The 15,415-nt window shown below is 42.5% G+C and carries 10 protein-coding genes; all 10 read left to right on the top strand.

Annotated elements, in window-relative coordinates:
- The first annotated feature begins 5 nt into the window (after positions 1–5).
- The 10 genes from C1A07_RS04730 to C1A07_RS04685 all read left to right on the top strand — a co-directional run bounded on the left by C1A07_RS04730 (position 6) and on the right by C1A07_RS04685 (position 15,355).
- On the top strand, positions 6–446 hold the full coding sequence (locus C1A07_RS04730) for a type III secretion system chaperone family protein (RefSeq protein ID WP_101876086.1): 441 nt from the start codon (positions 6–8) through the stop codon (positions 444–446).
- Positions 447–467: 21 nt separating this feature from the next.
- Positions 468–2,597 carry an ATP-binding protein gene (locus C1A07_RS16345; RefSeq protein WP_101876085.1) on the top strand — a complete coding sequence of 710 codons (2,130 nt, stop codon included), beginning with the start codon at positions 468–470 and terminating at the stop codon, positions 2,595–2,597.
- The gene (locus tag C1A07_RS04720; RefSeq protein ID WP_101876084.1) at positions 2,572–5,250 is read left to right on the top strand and encodes a HAMP domain-containing protein; all 2,679 of its coding nucleotides are present in this window, start codon (positions 2,572–2,574) and stop codon (positions 5,248–5,250) included. Before C1A07_RS16345 ends, C1A07_RS04720 begins: the two co-directional genes overlap by 26 nt.
- Entirely contained in the window at positions 5,232–7,841 is a 2,610-nt protein-coding gene (locus tag C1A07_RS04715) for a hypothetical protein (protein ID WP_101876083.1), read from the top strand. Before C1A07_RS04720 ends, C1A07_RS04715 begins: the two co-directional genes overlap by 19 nt.
- Positions 7,842–8,036: 195 nt before the next feature.
- On the top strand, positions 8,037–9,683 hold the full coding sequence (locus C1A07_RS04710) for a S1 family peptidase (RefSeq protein ID WP_101876082.1): 1,647 nt from the start codon (positions 8,037–8,039) through the stop codon (positions 9,681–9,683).
- A gap of 115 nt (positions 9,684–9,798) precedes the next feature.
- Positions 9,799–12,348, top strand: coding sequence for a YceG family protein (locus C1A07_RS04705; RefSeq protein WP_101876081.1), 2,550 nt, complete (start codon positions 9,799–9,801; stop codon positions 12,346–12,348).
- A gap of 6 nt (positions 12,349–12,354) precedes the next feature.
- Positions 12,355–13,500, top strand: a complete 1,146-nt coding sequence (locus C1A07_RS04700; protein ID WP_101876080.1) for a toxic anion resistance protein — start codon at positions 12,355–12,357, stop codon at positions 13,498–13,500.
- 49 nt (positions 13,501–13,549) lie between these two features.
- The gene (locus C1A07_RS04695; RefSeq protein ID WP_101876079.1) at positions 13,550–14,131 is read left to right on the top strand and encodes a TerD family protein; all 582 of its coding nucleotides are present in this window, start codon (positions 13,550–13,552) and stop codon (positions 14,129–14,131) included.
- A gap of 27 nt (positions 14,132–14,158) precedes the next feature.
- On the top strand, positions 14,159–14,740 hold the full coding sequence (locus C1A07_RS04690) for a TerD family protein (RefSeq protein ID WP_101876078.1): 582 nt from the start codon (positions 14,159–14,161) through the stop codon (positions 14,738–14,740).
- A 12-nt stretch (positions 14,741–14,752) separates the two neighbouring features.
- Positions 14,753–15,355: a TerD family protein gene (locus C1A07_RS04685; RefSeq protein WP_101876077.1), complete on the top strand. Its 603-nt coding sequence runs from the start codon at positions 14,753–14,755 to the stop codon at positions 15,353–15,355.
- The last annotated feature ends 60 nt before the right edge of the window (positions 15,356–15,415 follow it).

Here is a 15,415-nt window from a genome sequence, read left to right as displayed (position 1 = left end):
AGATTATGAGTATAACAGAAACAGTAAAATCCATTGCAGAGGAAGCAAGATGGAGTATTCAGGAATGGAACGGAATGATTAAAATTGACGCAGACAGCCAAAACGGAACATGGCAGACCTTCTGCAAGATTTTGGAGGAGGAAAAAAGGTTCTGCTACTATTCTCTTTGTCCGGTAAACGCGCCAAAGGAGAAAATCCCTTATATGGCGGAGGTGCTCACCAGAATTAATTATGGGCTGAAGGTGGGAAACTTTGAGATGGATTATGAGACAGGAGAAATTCATTTTAAAACATATGTAGATTTTTTTGGCGAGGAAGATGAAAAGCCGGCTTTGGCCCAGTGCATTTACGCCAATATTATGTCTTTTGACAATTATTTTCCAAAACTGCTTCAGGCGATTCACGGCGGAGAGGAAGGAAAAGAAGAATTTTTAAAAACCTTGTAATAGAGAGGAAAAGGAACTTAGATGGACAGGAAACGATTTCTTGACAATTATGAATATCTCCTTCGATTAAAAGGGTGGGCTGACAGGAGACTGAAGGTCTTAGGGTATGAGGAGAGAAATGTAAAGGGAGTAGGTATTCCAGAGTTGGACGGAAGAAAAGCGTTAGACGCCTTGTTTTCATCAAGCTCAGATTATCAAATGGCAGATGATGAGGAACTGCGTTCTCTTATTAATGAGATTAACAGCCGGCAGGGAAGAGAAATTGTTTTTCTGGGCAGCCTGGGATATCGTTTCCGTCTAAGTGTGGCAGAAGAAATCTGTTTATTTCTGGCAGCGCTTCCGGAGTTTGAGGGAGTATACGGGAAAATTTTTTCCTGGCTTAACGGCAGCGGCAAAAAAACAAGGCCGGTTATGGAGGTAGGCGCCAGAATTATGGGCCTAAACCAGCTGGTGAGAAACTCAATCAGGGAGGAGCTTACTGAGAATTCCCCGTTTGCCAGATATATGCTGGATGAAAGCTGGGGAAAAGAGCAGGAATCCTTCTGGGACAGAGAAGTAATATTGGACCAGCGAATCGCAGGCTATATTTTAGGCAATCAATATCCAGACGAAAGATTAGGACAAATCAGCATAACCATTGAGCCGGAAGGAGACAGGGAGACGAAGGAGGAGAGCAAGGCCTTTTCTGCACTTATACAGGCCTGCAGCTTATGCGGCATAGGTGAAAATAAGGACTGCAGCCAGGTCAGAGCAAATACAGACAACAGAAAAGCTGTTTTCCTCTGGGGGGAAAACGGATGTGGAAAGAAAGAGCTGTTAAGACAGCTGTCAGCCAATGAGAAAAAAAGAATTATTGTACTGGAGACTGACAAAATTACAGGGAGCAAAGAAAAAATTCAGTCAGATGTGCGCCGCGCTGTGCGGGAGGCAATTTTAACAGACAGCTTTCTGGCAGCAGAGCATTATGAAAGCCTGGAAAAAGATATGGCAGAAATATTCTGGGAAGAAATAAAGTTTTGTCCAGATCCTATTTTTATTTTATCTCAAGACAAACCTGGAAAAAGGCAAAGGGGCGCCATAGAGCTGCTGCCTGTCCATATAGAAAATCCTTCTTTTGAGGAAAGAAAGCAGATATGGGATCACTATATGGAAAAGTACCAAATCAGTACAGAGGAAAGAGACAGGCTGGCAGCTAAATTCCTTTTTCTTCCAAGCCAGATTAAAGCAGCAGCAAACCATTATAAAAATAGCTGCAGGATTTTGGAGGGGGAGGAGCCGTCCCTTTACGAGTCCTGCTTTGCGCAGATTGACCATCAGCTTTACGAAAGAGCTACAAAAATTAACAGTGGGTATACATGGGATCAGCTGATTTTGCCAGATTCACAGAAACAGCTTTTAAGTCACATTTGTTCTCAGATGGAGAATAAATACACCGTGTATGAAGAATGGGGCTTTGGCCGCACTGTGGCTTACGGCAGGGGGGTCACTGTTGTTTTTGCCGGTCCTCCCGGAACAGGAAAAACCATGGCGGCTCAGATTCTTTCTAAAGAGCTGAAGCTGGAGCTGTACAAAATTGACTTATCTCAGATGGTAAGCAAGTATGTAGGGGAAACTGAGAAAAACCTGGCGGCTGTATTTAAAGAGGCAGAGATCAGCAACGCCATTTTGTTTTTCGACGAGGCGGATTCCTTGTTTGGACGGAGAACAGAAGTAAAAAGCTCCAACGACAGGTATGCCAACTTAGAGACCTCCTATTTGCTGCAGCGGCTGGAGGAGTACGAGGGAATGACAATTCTGGCCACCAATTATCTGAAAAATATTGATGAGGCATTTATGAGGAGAATGAAATACATTATTCAGTTTCAATTTCCAGATGCAGCGGCCAGAAAACAAATATGGAAGGTAACAATTCCCAAAAAAGCTCCTGTAAGTCAGGATATGGATTATGATTTTCTGGGAGATAATCTGGAGCTGGCCGGAGGAAGCATTAAAAATATTGCGGTTTACGCCGCATTTATGGCGGCAGATAAAAAATGCCAGATTGGCATGAAGGAAATTTTAAAAGCCGCCCAGTACGAGATGCAGAAAACAGGAAAAATTCTGTTGGGAAAGGATTTGAAGCAATATGGATATCTATTGGAGGAAGATTAAATATATATGCGGCGCTGCATGTATTATCATCTGCTCTTTAGCCGCCGCAGGATGGTATGCTAAAACACAGGGGACCCATCTGCTTCAGTCTGTCCGCCAGGTGGGGGAGACAGAAAAGTACTGGTATGGAATAGACGTGACAAGGGACAAATATTATTTGTTCAGAATCAGCAAAGAAGACAGAAGCCAGGAAGTATTTACATATCCTTTGGAAAAGGAAGGAAGCCTGATCCGTCTGTCCGACTGCCAGATGGATGATAAGGGCAATATGTACGTCTCCTGCACAGTAAGCAGGGAGTCCGCCACAGAGCAAAGTATTGATTACTGTAATTTTCAGACCGGTAAACTGGAAAAACGATGGGATATAGATCAGATCTGCCAGGAGGAAAACAAACACTACTTTACTAATACAATGGCAGATGATCAAGAAATATATTTGTGTCTGGTGAATGAAGAAAATATATTTTGGTACCGTCTGACAGAAGACGGGGGAAGGGAATTTTACAGAAAAGATATTAGGCCAGGCGTTAATTATGGACTTTTAGTAAACGGAAGCTTGGACGCCGTATTTATGGACAGAGAGGGAAATATCTGTAAAATAGATAAGAACGGCAAAGAGCATATGATTTTTACTAATGACGGAAGGCAAATTACCAGAGATAATTTGGTTTACAGTTTTGATGATCAAAAGCTTCATCTGTGGAATGTGACGGCTCAGCAGGCATATGAAATCAGAACTGACGTGACAGAGGAAAATATTCAGGTGTGCGGGGAAAACCTGGCTTTGGAGGACAAAGCTCATATAGAAAATCTGGAGGACGGAAGACAGGTCTTAGCTGTAAAGGGAGACGACTATGAGGTAATTGACCGCCTGGAGAGAAGCAGCCATTGGAAATTAATAACCTTTTTAAAGGCAGCAATTCTTTTAATGGCGGCAGGTTTCTTCTACTTATTTTTAATTGCTATGGCAAGAAGAATAAAAGGCGGGATGCCTGTTTGGGCCTCTATGGTCCTAGTGATGATTCCTTTTATTGGAGCAGGATACACTGTAATGTTCAAGATGGTGGACAAGCGGCTGGAAACATATTATGAAAATGTAAGCGCCATACAGCTTTCCAGAGTAAACAGAGACTTTATGTTCCAGATGGACCAGAAGAAATTTGAAGAATACTGGTCTCAGCCTGTTCACACAGATGAAAAGAGAAAAAATTTAGAAATTAATCACAGCCAGTATGAATATTTTTTAAATGAAACAGACGGCAGTTATACAAGCAGACAGCGGGCTAAGGTGAATCAATATTTTTATAGGGACGGGCAGCTTTACAGCGCAGAGTCCGGGTACTTTATGAACCTTCCCTTAGTTTATCAGATGCCTTATGAAGTAATTGTGGCTATGGAAAAGGCGGTCAGGGAAAATAAGGATATTTATTTATCCTACAACGACGGCTTAGAAGGCTGGAATTCAGTATTTACTCCTATAGTAAGTCAAAGAGGAACAGTTATAGGCGTTTTGGAGGCTACAATAGAAAATCAGTGGACAGTGCTGGAAGAGATTATCAGCGGAAAACGGTTAAAAAGACAGATTACTTTGGCAAGTCTTGGCCTTTTAGCCGTAGTTTTAGCTGTTATGTGGCTGAACATGAGGCCTTTAAACAGATTAAAGACAGCTGTTTTAGATTTAACTGACGGACAGCTGGATGCCAGAGCCAATGTAAAGGGCAGCAGCGAGGTGGCGGGAATTGCCGCTATGTTTAACAGAATTGCAGAAAATGCAGAAAAGCAAGTACAGCATATTGAATCCTTCCAGAAAAAATACGAGGCGTTTTTGCCCGGAGAAATTTTTAGTTTATTTGGAAAAAACGGAATCCAAAACATACAGCCAGGAGACGAGAAAGAAATTCAGGGCACAGTGATGGCCCTTGGCAATGTGGAGGACAGAAAACAGAATCCGGGAGATACAGAATATGGATCAGGCTATGTATTTGCTAAAATAAATAAGCGTTTGGAATGCCAGATTCCTGTAATAAAAGCCTGCGGCGGGATTGTATGCCGTTTTACTAAATCAGGCTTAGAAACAATTTTTCCTCAAGGCGACAGAAGACAGGCTTTGCTGGCTGCAGTATCGGCAGTACAGAATACAAGGAAATTCCAGACAGGCGCAAAAAGCTATGCCGGCATCACTGCAGGACAGATGAAGCTGGGAATTATGGGGTCAGAAAAACGGTGTATCGTGTCTGTAATGGCCAGTCAGAAAAACCTGGCCTGGTTTTTACAGCAGCTGGCGGAGGAATGTAACTGTACGATTCTCATTACCAGCCAGGCGGCCAGAGAAATCAGTGATTTCTACACAGGTTACCATTTCAGGATTTTAGGATATATTTACATAAAAAGCCTGAAGAGAACGGAATTAATTTATGAGGTTTTAGACGGCGAGGAGGAAGAGTGCAGAAGAAGAAAAACCTCCACCAAAGAATATTTTGAGGCTGGAGTTAAGGCTTTCATGGCTCAGGATATAGCAATGGCCAGACGGTATTTTATTAAGGTAATTGAATATCACAAGGAAGACAAAGCGGCCAGAAAATATATCCGCCTATGTGAAGAGTATTTGGAGAAAGGGCAGGCACAGGAAGAATTATGTTTGAAGGCGTACTGAAGAAGACAAAAAAGTCAAAAACAAAACATAATTGTGTAAGAAGGATAGGAATTATTTTAACTATCTGTATTTGGGCTGCCTGCATATACACTGGTTATTCCATGGAAATTCCTTTAAATAATGTATATGCTAGCCTGTGGGATGGAGAAAAGCTGTATGGAATGGACAGATCAGAGGGAAGTATTACTGTGTTTTCCAGCAATCTGGACGGCAGAAATAGCCGGACTGTATGTGTCTATGGGGCAGGGGACGAAAATTTCAGAATCGGAGAAAGTCTTTCCTTTACTGAAGAAGGACAGTGTCAGGTAACGTTTTTAGAGTATACCGGGTCTGCTGACATAAAAAGGCTGACAGGAATCTGCAATTTTGAAACAGGTACATTAGATGATGTACATGAAGAGGAGACTTTTATAGACAAAGTCCCGGAAGGAGCATATTTGTCAGGCTACGGACCGGAAGGAGATATCTGGTATGTGGACCAGGACGGCTCTCTGTGGCGCGTTCAGGATAATGGTGAGGAGCAATGTGTATTTTCTAATGACGGGACAAAGCTTGGAACAGAAAATACAGCGTATGTGCTGGGAAACCAGGGTCTTTATTTTTATAATGTACAGGCCCAGGCCGTATATCAAATTCCCTACGAAAATCCTGTACTGGTAAAAACAGATCTGTTTTCCGATTATGATAGAGAAACATATGGGATTTTATATCAAATGGATGAAATGGAGGACGGCGCCTTTACAGCCTCCTTTAGGCAGGAGGATTCCAGATTGCTGCCTGTAGTTGTGGGACAGACGCACACTCTTCTTACATCAATAGTCCCTTCCTTTGGAAATCTGGCCCTTCAGATTGTATGGAATTCTATTTTGCTTTTTGGAACAGTTTTAATTTTATGGGGCTTGTATGCATTTGTTATGAAAATGTTTGGAAATGTGTTCCCCACATCCTTAAAATTAATCTGTTTCGCCCTTCCTGTGGCGGCGGCAGGGTACGGCCTGTTAGATACACAGGTGACAAATATTTTAAGAAGTCAGATGGAAAAGCAGGAGCAGACCAGAATGTACAGCAACGGGGAATCATTGGTAAAGCTGATTTCTGAGGAACAGCTGTTCAGTGAAAAAGACAACGTGTATAATGGATTTTTAACGCTTCTCAGCAGTTACTATGATAAAACCATGATGGGCGATCAGGTGTACCATGTGGAAGGCCGGTCGGCAGGAAATATTTCAGCCTGGGAAAGTAATTATGATCTGTTCCTGGAGAAAAACGGAAACTTTTACATGGTAGAGGCTCGTATGCTTAACTGTATTCCAAGCGAATATGCTTACGGCAGTCTGGCAGCCGGTTACATGAAAGAATGCGCTGATAAAAAGGAGCCGGTTTTAGTTTTCCAGAATGATATTTTAGAAGGAAATAATCTGACATTATATATGCCGGTTTTAGATAAAAATCTGCAGGTTCAGGGGATTGTAAGAGGAATGGTGACAGAAAAAGGAATTCTGTCAGCCATTCAAGAAGAGAAAGACATAATTATGGGATGGATTCTTCTGTTTTTGGCAGTGATGCTGGCAGTCCTTACGGCAAATGCAGTGATCAGTTTAATGCCTTTAATTAAATTACAGAGAGCGGCGGCGGATATGGCCGAGGGAAAAGCAGGAACGTGGAAAAAAGTGAGAGGCGCCGGGGAGGTAGCCCAGGTAACAGGCTTTTTTATCCAAATGTCTGAAAGTATAGCGGCCTACTTAAAACGTATTAATAAGCTGAAAAATGCATATGAGCCCTTTATTCCAGAGTCATTGATTCAGGTTTTTGGAGAAAAAGATATTAGGGATATTGAGCCCGGGAAGGAGACAGAACAGGAAGCGGCGATTTTAGTTTTAGAATCTTACCAGCTTAAATGGGAAACAGACCAAAGTGATGAGCATAAATTTTCCGTTCTGAATCAGATTTATTGTACAGTCAATGACACTATGGAAAAAGGCGGAGGCATTGTAGAAAGATTTACAGAGGCCGGGGCGGTAATTTTGTTTAAAGACGGCGTGGGAGCAGCCTTAAAGGCAGCAGGAGAAGGTCTGAAGATGTTAAAGGGAGCGTATTTCTTCGGAGCGGGAATAGAGGTAGGCAGCCTGAAATTCGGCGTAATAGGAACTGAGGACAGAATGGAGGTTATGACTATTTCTCCCCATACTCAGCTGGCTGTTCTTTTAAATCAAATATCCTGCAGGTATAAGGCGGGAGCGCTGCTGACAAGAGAAGCAGCAGAAATGGCTTCCAAAGAAATAGGAGAAGAGGGAATCAGATTTTTTGGATATCTTGGCACAGAAGGGGCGGACTGGGAAAAGAAAGAAATTTATGAATATTTTCTTCCTTTAGGGCAGGAGCAGGCCCGGCTGAGAACAATCTCCAGAAATGATTTTGAAAAGGGAATAAAGTATTTGGGAGAAAAAAGGTACAAAGAGGGCAGAGATTGTTTTGCCCAGGTTCTCAGAGTAAACAGAGACGATTTAGCGGCAGCCAGATATTTCCAGATGTGCGACAGAAAAATGCAGGGGCTGGATGAGAAAGAACCTGATTTCATTGAAGCTTATTAAGATTTTAGAAATTCATTGCAGGGAGAGCAGCAAAAAAAGGCGGTTTAACAGCCTGTTTTACTGTTCTCCCTGTTATTTTTAACAAAATTTTATATATTAAAAGTAGAAAAATATACAAAAATCGACTATAATGGGTAAAGAACTTATATGAAAAATTTATATAAAAAACTTATATAAAAGACATGGAGGGCTGGAATGAATTCTTTTAATCAGAAGTTCCAGACAGCTTCCCTGATATTGGGGGAGGACATTTTAAAAGAGTTTATAGAATCAGAGGGAAGATACTCAAACTTTACAAAAGAGGTTTCTTTTGTATGCTATATAGGAAAAGATAGGGATGTATACAGCCATGAGCTTAGGCGGATGGAGCAGCTGATGGGAAGCCGGCAGGGAGGCGCCGGCGGCAGTTCTTTTCACTCACCTTCTAATTGCGTAAAAGCAGAGGCCTTGGACAGCAGAATGTCTGTAGAACAGGCGGAAAAGTACGGTGCAATGTACGGCAGATGGAGCAGGGGGGAGGACAGCCTGCCTTTTCATTTTGAAAATATTATGTGGCAGCAGGCCTTTCAGGAAGGATATAAGAGAATTATTCAGATGTACATAGATTATTCTGGACGAAAAGAGCCTGGCCCGGTGAAAAATTTCAGCGTAAAGATCATATACTGGATTGACGTATATTTTCCCAGGCTGTTTACAGACACTATGAAAATAGGCCGTTTTCCTAAATTCATTATAGGCGGAAAGGTAAAGCTTCAGGAATATTTATTTTTATATTTTCTTACACAGCTGGGGTGCTGGGTGCTTTATATGGGACAGGAAAGTGAAATCCAGATAGACTCCCGGCTTTTAGGGCTGGCTCAGTGGAGACAGCAGAAAAAAGGACAGATCACTGATTTGGGACAGGCAGGAGGCAGTTCTGCCTGCGGTGAAGGTCCTGTAGTTATGCCGGCGTCGGCATTTAGGAGAAGGGACAGAGATGAAAGACAGACAGTTCTGCCCTCGGGAAACAGTGGGGGATATGAGAGACAGAATCAGCGACCTAAGGAGAACAGAGCAGTTCCCCAGCCGGCGAGACGTCAGGTTGTAATCCCTTCAGGAGTACATCCGTTTGAACCTGAGCCCAGAAATCAGGCTCCGGTTCAGCCTCAGCCCTCTTCCTCACAAAACAGGCAGCAGGCGGCAAACCCTTCTGGGGTTTCGCCTTCCAGGCCAAGTACCCCCAGACCCTCTAATTCCAGACAGAGGGAGGAGGTTTTGTCCTCCAGGCCTTTAGATTGGGAAGAACTGGCGGCATTGTCTTCCTCTGTGGTAATGATCCACGTTTTTGATAAAAATAAAGAGTGCTTTAAAACAGGTTCTGGTGTTATGATTAGCACAGACGGTTATATTCTCACCAACTTCCACGTAGCCAGGGACGGAATCTATTACGGCATACAAATTGAAGAGGAACAGAATATTTTTTATACTAATGAGCTGATTAAATATAACCAATATCACGATCTGGCAGTTCTGAAAATAGACAGAATGTGCCGTCCTATTCCAGTGTATAGAGGACCGAAAAAGCTGGTGAGAGGACAAAAAGTGGCTGCAATCGGAAGTCCCCTGGGACTGTTTAATTCTTTTTCTGACGGATTGATTTCCGGATTTCGGAAAATGGAGGATGTGTCCATGATACAGTTTACAGCCCCCACTTCCCACGGAAGCTCCGGAGGTGCATTGTTAGATACATGCGGCCGCTTAATCGGGATTATTACAGGCGGCTTTGACGGCGGCCAGAATTTGAATCTGGCAGTGGACTATGAAACTATTCAAATGTTTGCAGGGGGATTTCTGAGATTATAGTACATAAATTCGTAAGAAGTGTGAAATTGCGAATCAGAGTAGATAATGATATAATACTCCCAAAGGTATATACAGGGAAAAAGATAATGAAAAGCAGAAAACAGGAGATGAAAAAGTGCTGCCGGACAATGATACGATTTATACAAGAATACAACTGAATAGTCTGGAGGATTATTTCAAAACCTTTGAAGAACGGGGCGGGCGGCGGGTTTATATGTGCCGTCTGGATTCATGGGGCGGAGAAATAGAAAATTTTCTGAGAACGTATTTGGAAAAGGTGAAAGTTAACGGCGTATATTTAAAAAGCAGAATTGCAAATCCAGATGAAAAGCAGCTGGCGTTTTATGATGAAATTGCAGGGTTGGATTTTAAAATGGAACGGCAGTTTTTAGGGGATAAATTAAAGCTGTGGCTTCCCAGACTAGTTCCTGACCAGAGAGAACGGCTATTATATGCTTTGGAACGGATACTTTTAGAACTGAAGGCCATGGGAAAAAATGAGAATATGCTGAGAAATGCATATATCAAGTTTATGTGCTGGTTTTATTATAAATTTGAGAGAATCTTAATTCAGACAGGAAAAGAGCAGGTTCCAAAGATTTTGTATGAGGGAGAAAACAGCGATTACGAGCTGAAGGTTTTAAGAATTCTTTCTGAAATTGGCTGCGACGTTGTGATGGTGGAAAAAAACGGGGATGCAGGATATAAAAAACTAGATCCTGATTTTAAATATTCCCAGCTTGTTGAAAAAGGAGAGAGGGCAGCCTTTCCGGAGAATTTTTCTTCGGCCCTATGGTTTGCAGGGCCAGGCCCGTCGGCTGCCAGACCGCCTGTTTCTCAAAGGCTGATTCAGCAAAACAGCTCTATGCCGCAGAGCAGACCGGCGCTGCAGGGCAGTTCCGCACAGCAGGACAGGCCCCTACAGCAAAACAGTTCTGCACCGGAGTCGGCTAAGCAGGAGAAAACAGATACAGCCACAGGGCCGGGAAGAATGAATATCAGACTTTCCAGGGGACCGGGAGAGGAGAGCAGAACGGAGTCTTCTCAGGCCTCGCCTGTACAGATGATGTCAGGACCCAGCGCTCCTGCCAGAAACTTATTTCCGCAGATTCAGACAGCCGGCGATATGGGAACTAATATTTGGCTGTCAGGGGATATTTGGAAAGATTCTTTGAAAAAAGCCGGAGACAGAGGGGATAAAAAAGATATTTATTACAATTTATTTGTAAAGATAAAGGGAGCGGAGGATAAAAACCGGTATGAATCTCAGCTTCTAAAATGGAAGCTGAAGCTGTCCGCCCTTCACAGAAAATCAGTGCTTGTTCAAAAGGTGATACCTATGCCTGCTGTAGATGAGGTACAGAAAATACGCCGGGGAAATTATACAGATGTGCGTCAGATGATGTCGTCTTTAATTATGAATCTGGCCTTTCCCAGAAATAAAGAGCTGGAGAAGCTGATTCACAAGGCGTTTACAGAGGTTTTAGGCCAGGAGACGGACAAGCTTCAGATTATTACAAACAGAGCGGTGTGTATGACAGTGTGGCTGAACAGGTATATTCCCCAGCTTTTTGAGCAGTGGAAGTTAGACGAAGCGCCTGTATTTATTTATTACGGCTCCTGTAAAAATGACAATGAGGCCATGTTTGTAAGGATTTTATCCAGAATTCCGGTGGACGTTATGGTGATTAGCCCTGATTTAGAAGGGGAGGATAAGCTGAAAGACTCCAGGCTGTTTGAAAAGGTATATGAAAATTCCCTTCCTTTAGGTAAATTTCCAGAGCAGCTAAATGAAGTAACCTTTCAAACTGCGGCTTACAATGCAGAGCAGGACTTAAACTCCATGATGTACGAGGATACGGGAATATACAGAAACAGGCAGTTTAAAAGGGCGATTCCTGTACCTATTCATACTACAGTGGAGGAAATTAAAATTCTCTGGAAGGAAGAGGCAAAGTACAGGCCTGATTTTGAAGTTTTAGACGACAGGGTTATGCTTCCCGTGATTTTCTCTAAAATATCAGGAGTACAAAACGGGGACAGGGACGGATATTGGCAGGAGGCGGCAAAGCTGTTGACGCCGGAAACGTTTCTTATAAAGCATCTGCCTTACATTACTTCGGAGACATATAATCCTATTAAAAAGCATGTGGTATCTTTTCTGAAAAACGGCAAGCTGGCAGTAAACAAAATTAAGCAAAGCCCGGCATACCAATATGGTTTTATCAGAGAGGATATGCAGGATTACATGTTTGACAAGCTTCAGCAGCTTTTAGATTCCAGAATTATTACAGGGACATTTACTCAAGGGGTGGAGTACACCATTTTGGCTGTGGCCCTGAATCTAAATAAAGAAATTTTAAGATGGATACAGAAGTTTGATTTTACAAAAGAAATTCCCAAGGTAGTGCTGGTAAATACCACAGAGGCCCTGTGCAGTCTGGAGGACAGCATTATGACAGCGTTTTTAAGTATGCTGGGATTTGACGTGCTTTTGCTCATACCCACCGGGTATCAAAGTGTGGAAAGGTTTTACTGCCGTCCTCTTTTTACAGAGCATCAGGCAGGAGATTATATATACGATATGACAGTTCCGGATCTTTACAATCTGCCTACGCGGTTTGGAGAGGAATTGTTGGGGAAAATTTTCAGGAGAGGAAGGTAGTAGTATATGGGAATTGATTTTAAAAACAGAACAGCGGCGACCGCGCCTGCCGCCCCGGCTGTAAAGGACGAGATGGTAGTTCAGGAGTACGATATTCAGGCGGACAGGGAGCAGATGACAAAAACCCTTGTCAATTCTCAGGAGGTAGACAATCTGGTCAGCACTATAGTAATAGACGATCCGGATACCATTGTGAATTTTGGAAACGAGGCTGCCCAGGAGATTTCACGATGCTCTGATGTGGTATTAAACAGCATGAATATGAGCCAGATTAATGATTCTGGAGAAATGCTTACACTTCTTGCCAATATTATGAGCAAGTTTGATGTAAATGAGCTGGTGGACGGAAAACAGGGAGTGCTGAGCAAGTTATTTTCAAATGCGAAAAAACAGCTGGAACAGATTTTATCTAAATATCACACTATGGGCGAGGAGGTGGATAAAATCTACGTAAAGCTGAAGCAGTATGAATCAGAGATTAAGCAGTCCAATAAAAGTCTGGAAGAAATGTTCCAGGTAAACGTCAGCTATTACCATGATTTAGTAAAATATATTTTAGCCGGAGAGCAGGGTATTAGAGAGCTGGAGGAGTATATTGCTCAGAGACGTCAGGAGTGGGAGGCTACGGCAGACAATTCTATTCAGTTTGAGCTGACCAGTTTAGAGCAGGCGAAAATGCTGCTGGAACAGAGAACCCAGGATCTTAGAGTAGCTGAAAATGTGGCTCTCCAGTCTATTCCTATGATTAAAACCATGGAGTTCAGCAACCTGAATCTGGTAAGAAAAATAAATTCAGCATTTATTATTACTCTTCCTGTATTTAAACAGGCTTTATCTCAGGCTATTTTGCTGAAGCGCCAGAAAGTGCAGGCGGAGGCTATGTCAGCTTTAGATGAAAAGACAAATGAAATGCTGATCCGCAATGCTCAGAATACAGTACTTCAGTCTAAGATGATAGCTCAAATGGCCAGCGGAAGCTCCATTAAAATAGAAACTCTGGAAACTACATGGCGGACTATTATGAACGGAATTGACGAGACAAAGAGAATACAGGAAAATGCTAAAAAGCAGAGAGAGGATGACAGAATCAGACTGGACGCTATAAAAGCAGAATTTGAAAACGCATATAATAATAACGGAAAAACCAGATAAATAGAGATAATAAATAAGAATTATTTATATTTTAAGGAGGAAAATATATATGCCGATCAGTTTGCAAAAAGGACAGAAAGTAGATTTAACAAAGGGAAATCCTGGTTTAAAAAGACTTATGGTAGGTCTTGGATGGGATGTAAATCAGTATGACGGGGGAGCAGATTTCGACCTGGATGCAGCTGCATTTATGCTTGGAGTTAACGGAAAGGTGAGAAAACAAGAGGACTTTATTTTCTACGGTAATTTAAGCCATGACAGCGAATCTGTACAGCATATGGGAGATAACCTGACTGGTGAAGGAGAGGGAGACGACGAGCAGATTTTAGTAGACCTGACAAAGGTGCCTGCAGACGTAATGAAAATTGTATTTACAGTTACTATTTACGATTCAGATGTGCGCCGCCAGAATTTCGGTCAGGTAAGTAACTCATTTATCCGCATTGTGGATGAGGAAAAAAATGAAGAAGTAATCCGCTATGATTTAGGCGAGGATTTTTCTATTGAAACAGCAGTAGTAGTAGGCGAGCTTTACCGCTACAATGGAGAGTGGAAATTTAATGCTGTAGGAAGCGGATTCCAGGGAGGTTTGGCAGCATTATGCGCCAATTACGGCATTGAGGTTGCTTAAACGAAAGAAAATAAGGAGGATAAATAGATGGCAGTTAGTTTAAAGAAGGGTCAGAAGGTAAGCCTGACAAAAAATAATCCTGGGCTGTGTCATTTGGTAGTAGGCTTGGGTTGGGATACAAACAGATATGATACAGGAGGCGCATTTGACCTGGATGCCGCGGCTTTTCTTTTAGGCGGCAATGGAATGGTTACTCGCCAGGAGGATTTTGTATTCTATGGAAATTTAAGCCATCCCAGCGGATCTGTAGAACATTTGGGAGACAACCAAACTGGGGAGGGAGACGGAGATGACGAGCAGATTCAGATTGATCTGTCAAAGGTTCCCTCTAATATTTCCAGAATTGCTTTTACAGCTACTATTTATGAGGCAGAAGAAAGAAGGCTGAATTTTGGTCAGGTAAGCAACGCCTTTATCCGCATTGTAGATATGGACAAAGGGGAGGAACTGCTGCGCTACGATTTAGGGGAAGATTTTTCTATTGAAACAGCGGCAGTCTTTGGCGAGCTTTACCAGAATAACGGGGAATGGAAATTCAATGCCATTGGAAGCGGCTATCAGGGCGGTTTAGGAGCATTGTGTGCAAACTACGGAATTGATGTAGAATAAGGAGAAGAAAAGATGTCAGTTAGTTTACAAAAGGGGCAAAAGGTCAGCCTTTCTAAAGGTAATGATTCTTTAAATAGAGTAGTGGTAGGACTTGGATGGGACCAGATACAGCAGAAAAAGGGTGGTTTTTTTGGCGGTCTTTTAGGAGCCAAGGAGCAGGATATTGACTGCGACGCTTCCGCACTGCTTCTTCAGAACGGAAAGCTGATGAACAAGGATGATATAGTTTACTTTGGAAATCTCCGCCATAAAAGCGGTGCGATTCAGCATATGGGAGATAACCTGACAGGTGCAGGGGAGGGAGATGACGAGCAGATTGTAATTAATCTGGCAGATGTTCCTCAGCAGTATGACAGAATTATTATGGTAGTAAATATTTATCAGGCTGTTCAAAGACGTCAGAATTTTGGATTAATTGAGAATGCGTTTATCCGCATTGTGGATGCCAGAACAAACGAGGAAATGTGCAAGTTTAATCTGACAGACAATTACGACAACATGACCGCTATGATTTTCGGGGAAATTTACCGCCATAACGGAGAGTGGAAGTTCAGCGCTATTGGCCAGGGAACAACTGACCCAGGTCTGGGCGAACTGATTCAAAGATATATTTAACTAGCTAAATGGGAGGGCTGCAGGCAGATAAGCAGCGCTCCCTAAATAGAGTTACTGGAG

It is taken from the genome of Lachnoclostridium edouardi, assembly GCF_900240245.1.
Taxonomy (GTDB): domain Bacteria; phylum Bacillota; class Clostridia; order Lachnospirales; family Lachnospiraceae; genus Lachnoclostridium_A; species Lachnoclostridium_A edouardi.
The sequence above is the reverse complement of the archived record's forward strand: the minus strand, read 5'-3'. Positions and strand labels throughout refer to the sequence as shown.

Excerpts from the sequence above, each read along its gene's own strand:
- C1A07_RS04730 (WP_101876086.1), top strand. The coding sequence starts at position 6 with ATGAGTATAACAGAAACAGTAAAATCCATTGCAGAGGAAGCAAGATGG.
- C1A07_RS16345 (WP_101876085.1), top strand. The coding sequence starts at position 468 with ATGGACAGGAAACGATTTCTTGACAATTATGAATATCTCCTTCGATTA.
- C1A07_RS04720 (WP_101876084.1), top strand. The coding sequence starts at position 2,572 with ATGGATATCTATTGGAGGAAGATTAAATATATATGCGGCGCTGCATGT.
- C1A07_RS04715 (WP_101876083.1), top strand. The coding sequence starts at position 5,232 with ATGTTTGAAGGCGTACTGAAGAAGACAAAAAAGTCAAAAACAAAACAT.
- C1A07_RS04710 (WP_101876082.1), top strand. The coding sequence starts at position 8,037 with ATGAATTCTTTTAATCAGAAGTTCCAGACAGCTTCCCTGATATTGGGG.
- C1A07_RS04700 (WP_101876080.1), top strand. The coding sequence starts at position 12,355 with ATGGGAATTGATTTTAAAAACAGAACAGCGGCGACCGCGCCTGCCGCC.
- C1A07_RS04695 (WP_101876079.1), top strand. The coding sequence starts at position 13,550 with ATGCCGATCAGTTTGCAAAAAGGACAGAAAGTAGATTTAACAAAGGGA.
- C1A07_RS04690 (WP_101876078.1), top strand. The coding sequence starts at position 14,159 with ATGGCAGTTAGTTTAAAGAAGGGTCAGAAGGTAAGCCTGACAAAAAAT.
- C1A07_RS04685 (WP_101876077.1), top strand. The coding sequence starts at position 14,753 with ATGTCAGTTAGTTTACAAAAGGGGCAAAAGGTCAGCCTTTCTAAAGGT.